Raw genomic sequence first — 4,250 nt, 5'->3', positions numbered from 1 at the left:
ACGGCAAGGACGACGGCAAGGACAAGAACGGCGACGGCAAGGACGACGGCAAGGACCAGAACGGCGACGGCAAGGACGACGGCAAGGACCAGAACGGCGACGGCAAGGACCACGACAAGGACCAGAACGGCCACGACAAGGACCACGACAAGCGCGAGAACGGCCACGACGACGGCGGGGGCATGCCCGCTGGTGGTGTCGACACCGGAGGCGGCGCGGTGTCCGGCGGGAACTCGACCGGAGTCCTGACCGCGGCAGCGGCGGCGCTGCTGGCCGCATTCGGCGTGGCCATCGGCCGGTGGCGCGCGGGAGGTGCCTCGGCGGCGCGCCGGTGAGTGTCGGCCGCATCCGCCCCGGGCGCGGCCGCCGACTGGCGGGCCACCTCGCGGGCATGAGCGCGGCCGCGCTGCTCATGGGCGCGGCCACGCTCGACACCGGCGCAGCTACGCTCGACACCGGCGCGGCCGCGCCGGACACCAACACCGGCGCCGGCCTCCCCGAACCCGTGCCCGATCCGTCGGCGTCTGCGGCGCGGCCCGTACCGGCGATGGACCGGGCGTACCCGGTCGCCCTGACCGTCCCGGCCCTTGACCTGCACACCGCGGAGTTCGTCCGGCTCGGTCTGACGGATGCCGGCCGGTTGGCGGCGCCCGGCCCGTGGGAGGCGGTCGGCTGGTGGTCGGGAGGGCCGACACCCGGGGAAGAAGGCGCGGCCGTGCTCGCCGGCCACGTCGATTCCCGGGAGGGGCCGGCCGTCTTCTTCGGCCTGGAAGAGCTGGAGCGCGGGCACCGCATCCGTGTCGACCGTGCCGACGGCTCGACCGCGCACTTCGCGGTCGAGCGCGTCGCCCAGCACGCCAAAGACGACTTTCCGACGCGGCGGGTGTATGGCGGGACGTCGGGCAGGGCGGAACTCCGGCTGATCACCTGCGGAGGCGCGTTCGACACGGCGAGCGGCCACTACACGGCGAACACCGTCGTATACGCCCGCCTCATTCCCTGACCGGCGCAGAGAGGCATGCCCCCTTGACCGGAGGAGGGCCCGGAGGCCGTCCGCACCGTCAGTCGGCGGGGTCGGCGGGCCACGGGGCCAGTTCCGGCAGCCGTGCGGCAGTTGTCTCCAGCCGGCCGTCGGCGTCGCGTCCGGCCATCCACGCCGCCAGGTCGCGTACGGCTCCTGAGACCTCGACCGGCGCGCCGGCGCCCGTCTCCCGGCGGAAGCCGGTGTCAGTCGCCCGGAGGCGCAGGCGGACTCCCGTCGGCGTTCGTGCCTCCAGAAAATCCAGGGCGTGCAGAGCGAACGGCAGCGGCCAGTCGCCGGGGCTGTAGCCGACCGCGAGGTCGACGGCGTGGATCTCCGCCTCCCTCCACCGCGCCAAGGCGGTGTCCAGCACAGTGGCGTTGCGGAAGCGGACCGGGCGATGCCAGTCCTCGGCTCGCAGTTCGGCCCAGACCTCTTCCAGATCGTGCTGTGCCGAGGCGAGTTCGCCGCGCAGGTGTGCCGCAGGCGCTCGGGCGCCCTGCTCGATGGACAGGTCGCGCCCGCGCGTGCCGCCGTCGTACAGGTCGACCAGACGGTCACGGCGCGCGTAGCGGACCTGGCGCTCGAAGGCGCGCGCGTTGTCCGCAAGGTGCCGCACGACGTGTCCGCGCGACCACCCGGGCAGGGCCGAGGCCTCCGCAACCTGTTCGTTCTCGCCGCAAGCGTGGTCGAGCAGCTCCAGCAGGCGCGCGTGGGCCTGAGCGACCCGTCGGGCCGGCTCCCGGGGAGTCATCGGCGGTTCGGCCATCGCCGCACCTTGGTTCCGTTCCTGTGCACACGGCATCCTCCAGTGCACACCGCCGTCGCCCGTCCTCACGCGCCGACGTGCCGGGGCGGGTGGAATACGGCTCGGGTGCCGGGGGACCACAGGACCGAGGCGGGTGGAATACGGCCCGATTCCACGCCCGCTGCGGTGACCAGGTCGCCCTCGTAGGAGCGCAGTTCGGCGCGGAAGAGCGGCCAGGGCGGGTGGGACACCGGCAGCCAGCGGGTGGCGCCCAGGTGCGTCGTGTGCAGGCCCCAGCGGGCGGTGAGGAAGTGTTCCAGGTCGGCGGGCTCGGGGATGGGGTCGCCGACGGCGACGTGCCAGCGGGCGGCGGCGGGCGGGCCGGGGAAGCGGCGGCGCACGGCGCCCGCCGTGCCCGCGGGACTCGTCCGCAGCGAGACGTCCGACCAGATGTAGGGCACCCCGGCCAGCGCGCGTGCCGCGAGCACGCTCGGCAGCGCGTCGGCGTCCATGCTCAAAAAGACCACGCCCCGGTTTCCCCGCCCGTCGACGGAGTACAGCCGCACGTTGGCCTCGTTGAACCCGCCCGTGGGCACCGCGCCGACCAGGCGCGGCGCCGCGACGCGGAAGGCGACCAGGCCGACGTAGGTGCGCCCGTCCAGCACGTCGGGGCGGGTGCCGGGCGGCAGCAGGCCGGCCACCGCCTCGGGGGCGACGGCCCAGTGCACGAACACCACGTCGCGCCAATGCTGCTGGACCAGCGCAGCGGCCCCCGAAACCCGCGGCGGGAGCATCGGAGGAAGGCCGCCGCGGGTTTCGGGAGGCAGGCGCTCGTCCATGCTCCGATGCTAGGCCCGCGCATCGCCGGAGGCCCGCGAGGGGGGCGAAGCGCCTTGTCGCGTCACTCCCGGGCCTCGGCCAGGACCTTCTCGGCGTCGCGGTCGAAGCTCCAGCGGCACAGCAGCATGCACACCCCGCCCAGCAGCTTGGGCACGGTCAGGATGAGGAAGGCGGTGCGCAGCGACCCCGACGCGTCGGAGGCGATGCCCACCGCCAGCGGACCCAAGGCCGCGCCCAGGGTGAGCAGGAAGTTGAGCACGGCGAAGCCGAGCCCGCGCGAGTGGGCGCCCACCACGTCGGCGACCGAGGCCATGACGCAGGGGATGGCCAGCGCGCCGAGGAACGAGGAGAGCAGCAGCAGAATGCCGAAGAGCGCCAGCGATTCCGTCAGCAGTGCCGCCACCAGGGCCAGTGCGCCCAGTACGGTGCCCGCGGCTGCGACGGTCACGCGGCCGCCGCGGACCGCGTCGTGCGCTCGGCGGCCCAGCCAGGCGCCCGCCAGCGTCCCGGCGACGACCCCGATCACCGAGGAGCCGCCGGAGAGCGGTCCCGCCACCGCGGTGCCGACCTCGTAGGCGCGGGTGATGTAGGTCGTCATCCAGTAGGCGGTGCCCAGCAGCCCGGCCGTCAGCAGCATCAGCCCCACTGACAGCAGCATCAGCGTGGGGACGGCCATGACCTGCCGCAGTTGCCGGCCGAAGGGCGGAGCGGTCGCGGTGGCCGCGCCGCCCGAGTCGGCCGCGCTGTCCGCCGGGGGAGGCGTGGCGCCGGTCCGCGGGCTTTCGCCGAGGGGCGGTCCGGGCGGCTGCTCGGCGGGTCCCAGCGTGGCCGCGGCCTCCTCGGCGGCGGGCTCCGCCGGGGCGGGGGTCCGCTTCGCGCCGCCGCTGCGGGCGATCACCGAGTCGAGGTAGCCGCGCGCGGGTTCGGCCAGCCGCCAGCAGATCACGGCGACGACGACCCCGGGGATCGCCATGATCACGAACGTGGCCCGCCAGCCGACCAGCTCGCCCAGGACCCCGGCGAAGATGGTGCCGATGCCGCCGAGGTAGGTGGTCATCCGGGTCCAGCCGTAGACCTTGGGCCGGTTGGCCGGCGGGTAGTAGTCGGCCAGCAGGCTGTTGGCGGCCGGGTTGTCCACCTGTTCGGCGCTGGCCAGCAGCACCCGCATCGCGTAGAACATGGCGAACCCGATCGCCAGTCCGGAGCCGACCGTGGTCAGCGCCCAGCAGAAGACGACGATCGCGATGATGCGGGTGCGGCTGTAGCGGTCGGTCATGTAGCCGGCGGGGATCGCGACCAGGGCCGAGGCCAGCGCGGCGGCCGTGGGGATGCTGCCTCCCACGGTGTCGCTGAAGCCCCATTCGGCTTGGATCAGCGGAAGCGTGCCCTGGAGCAGCGATGCTTCGATCCGGTCGACCAGCCCCACCAGGAACAACACCACCAGCGGCGCCCAGCCGTAGGGGGCCGTGTCGGTCGCGCTGACCGCGCCCCCGCGCGGTTCGCCCAGCCTGCGTCGCGTTCTCGGGGAGGCGGCCATGGGCGCTCCATTCTTAGAACCAAGTTCTAGTAATGGACTTCAGAGTGCCATGAGTCACACTCGTGCGCCAGCCCTGAAAGGGCCGCCGGTGCCCGCGCGGTCCC

Annotated in this window: 4 protein-coding genes and 1 pseudogene; 2 read left to right on the top strand and 3 right to left on the bottom strand. The window is 73.9% G+C overall.

Going from position 1 to position 4,250, the window contains the following annotated elements; translation table 11 throughout:
* Both LP52_RS27865 and LP52_RS25325 read left to right on the top strand, forming a co-directional pair.
* A pseudogene (locus tag LP52_RS27865) lies at nucleotides 1-335 on the top strand (hypothetical protein); the annotation flags it as partial.
* Nucleotides 332-1,003 (top strand): class F sortase, encoded by a 672-nt coding sequence (locus LP52_RS25325; RefSeq protein WP_202966173.1) that lies wholly within the window; start codon nucleotides 332-334, stop codon nucleotides 1,001-1,003. The pseudogene LP52_RS27865 and the gene LP52_RS25325, both read left to right, overlap by 4 nt.
* A gap of 58 nt (nucleotides 1,004-1,061) precedes the next feature.
* On the opposite strand, the gene LP52_RS25320 is transcribed toward LP52_RS25325, so the two are convergent.
* The 3 genes from LP52_RS25320 to LP52_RS25310 all read right to left on the bottom strand — a co-directional run bounded on the left by LP52_RS25320 (nucleotide 1,062) and on the right by LP52_RS25310 (nucleotide 4,146).
* Entirely contained in the window at nucleotides 1,062-1,790 is a 729-nt protein-coding gene (locus tag LP52_RS25320) for a maleylpyruvate isomerase family mycothiol-dependent enzyme (RefSeq protein WP_052810271.1), read from the bottom strand.
* 65 nt (nucleotides 1,791-1,855) lie between these two features.
* Nucleotides 1,856-2,608 (bottom strand): YqjF family protein, encoded by a 753-nt coding sequence (locus LP52_RS25315; RefSeq protein ID WP_084723489.1) that lies wholly within the window; start codon nucleotides 2,606-2,608, stop codon nucleotides 1,856-1,858.
* A gap of 62 nt (nucleotides 2,609-2,670) precedes the next feature.
* On the bottom strand, nucleotides 2,671-4,146 hold the full coding sequence (locus LP52_RS25310; RefSeq protein WP_040276938.1) for an MFS transporter: 1,476 nt from the start codon (nucleotides 4,144-4,146) through the stop codon (nucleotides 2,671-2,673).
* Nucleotides 4,147-4,250: the final 104 nt, after the last annotated feature.

The sequence above is a fragment of the Streptomonospora alba genome, from assembly GCF_000826685.1.
Classification (GTDB): Bacteria; Actinomycetota; Actinomycetes; order Streptosporangiales; family Streptosporangiaceae; genus Streptomonospora; species Streptomonospora alba.
Note: the sequence above shows the minus strand (reverse complement) of the source record. Positions and strands in the feature narration are given on the sequence as shown.

Bases quoted from the DNA above. Each gene is read 5' to 3' on its own strand.
- LP52_RS25320 (WP_052810271.1), bottom strand. From the start codon at position 1,790: ATGGCCGAACCGCCGATGACTCCCCGGGAGCCGGCCCGACGGGTCGCT.
- LP52_RS25315 (WP_084723489.1), bottom strand. From the start codon at position 2,608: ATGGACGAGCGCCTGCCTCCCGAAACCCGCGGCGGCCTTCCTCCGATG.
- LP52_RS25310 (WP_040276938.1), bottom strand. From the start codon at position 4,146: ATGGCCGCCTCCCCGAGAACGCGACGCAGGCTGGGCGAACCGCGCGGG.